1 protein-coding gene is annotated in these 1,396 nt (G+C 63.2%); it reads left to right on the top strand.

What is annotated here, in order from left to right:
* Positions 1-85: 85 nt before the first annotated feature.
* Positions 86-1,363: an IS256 family transposase gene (locus GD1_RS23965; protein ID WP_053778630.1), complete on the top strand. Its 1,278-nt coding sequence runs from the start codon at positions 86-88 to the stop codon at positions 1,361-1,363.
* Positions 1,364-1,396 lie beyond the last annotated feature (33 nt).

The raw sequence follows: 1,396 nt of genomic DNA, 5'->3' as shown, positions 1-1,396 counted from the left end.
TGGGAGGGCGTGCCTTCCCGCAAATATGATCCCGGTAGTCACTTGATCAAGTCAGCGTTGCAGCGCTGGCGGAAAGGCACGCCTCGTGCTCACGGTAGTCAACACCAATGAAGGTTCCAACCCGGCCGACGATCAGAGCCGCTCGATCCTCGATGAGATCGTGCGTGACGGCGCCCGACAGATGCTTGCCGCGGCGCTACGCGCGGAGGTGGCCGCCTACATCGACCAGTTCGCCGATCAGGTCGACGAGAACGGGCACCGACTGGTAGTCCGTAACGGGTACCACAACGCGCGGGAGGTGATGACCGCCGCGGGTGCGGTCACGGTGAAAGCACCGCGGGTCAATGACAAGCGTGTCGACCCCGAAACCGAGGAGCGGCACAAGTTTTCGTCGAAGATCTTGCCCGCGTGGGCGCGTAAGAGTCCGGAGATCTCCGCGGTGCTGCCGTTGCTGTATCTACATGGGCTGTCCTCGGGTGATTTCGGGCCGGCGCTCGAGCAGTTCCTGGGGTCGGGCGCCGGACTGTCGGCGGCCACGATCACCCGGCTGACCAAGCAATGGCAGAAAGAGGCCGCCGCCTTCGCCGACCGGGCTATCACCGCCGACTATGTGTACCTGTGGGTCGACGGTATCCACCTCAAGGTGCGTTTGGAGCAGGAGAAGCTGTGCCTGCTGGTGATGATCGGGGTCCGCGCCGACGGCAAGAAGGAACTCATCGCAGTCGCTGATGGGTATCGGGAATCGACCGAGTCGTGGGCGGATCTGCTGCGGTCGTGCAAACGCCGCGGCATGCCGGCGCCGGCTCTGGCCGTCGGGGACGGGGCGCTCGGCTTCTGGGCCGCGATCCGGGAGGTGTTCCCCGACACGCGTGAGCAACGATGCTGGTTCCACAAACAAGCCAATGTTCTTGCTGCGCTACCGAAATCAGCCCACCCCAACGCGATCAAGGCGATGCAGGAAATCTACAACGCCGAAGACGAACACCACGCCCGCCAAGCGATCACCGCGTTCGAGAAAGCCTACAGCGCCAAGTACCCGAAGGCCGTGGCCAAGATCGTCGATGACGACGACGTGCTACTCGAGTTCTACCGGTACCCGGCCGAACACTGGATACATCTGCGCACCACCAACCCGATCGAGTCCACGTTCGCGACCGTGCGACTGCGGACCAAGGTGACCAAAGGCCCCGGATCACGGGCCGCCGGCATCGCGATGGCCTACAAGTTGATCGAGGCTGCCCAATCGAAATGGCGGGCGGTCAACGCACCGCACCTGGTGAAACTGGTCCGTGACGGCGCCACCTTCGAAAAAGGCAAACTCGTCGAACCCGACCCCAACTCAGACTCCGAGGAGGCCGCCTGAAACTCGCCCATCCACAGGTCTTGACAATAACTC

It is taken from the genome of Gordonia desulfuricans NBRC 100010 (assembly GCF_001485495.1).
GTDB lineage: Bacteria > Actinomycetota > Actinomycetes > Mycobacteriales > Mycobacteriaceae > Gordonia > Gordonia desulfuricans.
Note: the sequence above shows the minus strand (reverse complement) of the source record. Positions and strands in the feature narration are given on the sequence as shown.